This window comes from Embleya sp. NPDC005971 (genome assembly GCF_040629175.1).
In the GTDB taxonomy this organism is placed as follows: Bacteria; Actinomycetota; Actinomycetes; order Streptomycetales; family Streptomycetaceae; genus Embleya.
The window spans coordinates 1-1,245 of the sequence record NZ_JBEXUX010000193.1; the positions used below are offsets into that span (position 1 = coordinate 1).

Sequence of the window (1,245 nt, forward strand, 5' to 3'; positions counted from 1 at the left end):
GACCACGCCAGAGCCGACCTGCCCCGGTGGCTGCGCGACGCCCTCGACCACCTGCCGCCGCACTGGCCCGCGCCCAAGCCGGGCCGCCGACCCGCACCCACCACACGCCGCCCCGACCGGGGCACCGACCAGACGGAGACCAGCCGATGAGCAAGATCACCCGCACGTTCACCCGCGACGAGCTCGACGACCTCGATGTGCCGTGGGAGCACATGGTCGAGGAGCACGTGATCGACACCACCCGCCGGCGGGACGTCACCCACCAGGGCGTGTTCGCCCACCCCGACGGCAGCCACTGGCAGATCCGCTGGCAGATCCCGGCCACCGAGCACCAGGAATCGGACACCTGGTTCGGCAACGACACAATCACCGGCATCGCGGTCGAATTGCGCGAGGTCACGGTGAAGCAGTGGCTGCCGGTCGACGGTGAGGCCCGGAATGCCGCCGAACCGCCGGCCCCGCTTTACGAGATCGCGTTCACCCGGATCGGCCGCCATGGGGGACGCAGCGGCAGCCCTGCGCCCGTTCCGCTCACCACAGCCGCGCGCACAGCGGACGAACTCGCCGCCAACGTCCACCGGTACGCGCTGCGCTACCTCGGCTCCCGCGACGTCGAGGTCAACGTCGACCTCGAAGCGATGACCGGGTGGATCACCGTTGGGTTCGGCAGCGCCGGGCAGTTCACGATCACCGCCATCGAGGAGCCGACCCAGTGACCGACCTGACTGGCCTGTGGCGTGGTCTCCTCGCCCTGGCGGACCAGGCCGATGCCGCCCGCGAGCGCGCCCGTGCCGAGCGCCGCGCACGCCCCGAGGCCATCGCCCGCCGGCAGGAGGCGGCTCGGCGCGGCTGGGAGACGCGCAGGGCCAAGCCCGACCCCGACCCCGTCGACGGGCGGCACGACGGTGGGCCCGGCCCGCACTGCGACGAGATGACACACGACGGCATCGGTGACGAGGTGGTCTGCGCACTCGCGCCTGATCACTCGGGTGATCACGACGATCTCAACGGGTGCCAATGGGACGCCTCGTGACCGCCCCCGAGCCGCTCGACCTGGCGGCGATCAGCGCCGACCAGGTCGCCGCCACCACATCGCCGGTCCGCCCCGGCATCACCGCCGCTGAGGTGGACGCCTGGAACGAGGCGGTCGAGCGCTGCTTCGAGCAGCACGTGCCCGCGCTGCTGGACCTGGCCGAGCGGCAGGCCGCCACGATCGCCCACTACGACACCGCGCTGATCGAGGCC

General features: G+C 72.4%; 3 protein-coding genes. All 3 read left to right on the forward strand.

Features of this window, described 5'->3' with window-relative positions; translation table 11 throughout:
* The first annotated feature begins 146 nt into the window (after positions 1–146).
* Positions 147–716 carry a hypothetical protein gene (locus tag ABZ374_RS48550; protein ID WP_360325273.1) on the forward strand — a complete coding sequence of 190 codons (570 nt, stop codon included), beginning with the start codon at positions 147–149 and terminating at the stop codon, positions 714–716.
* Positions 713–1,033 (forward strand): hypothetical protein, encoded by a 321-nt coding sequence (locus tag ABZ374_RS48555; RefSeq protein WP_360325275.1) that lies wholly within the window; start codon positions 713–715, stop codon positions 1,031–1,033. Before ABZ374_RS48550 ends, ABZ374_RS48555 begins: the two co-directional genes overlap by 4 nt.
* Positions 1,030–1,245: hypothetical protein (locus tag ABZ374_RS48560; RefSeq protein ID WP_360325278.1), on the forward strand; the 216-nt coding region annotated here is incomplete at its 3' end. The genes ABZ374_RS48555 and ABZ374_RS48560, both read left to right, overlap by 4 nt.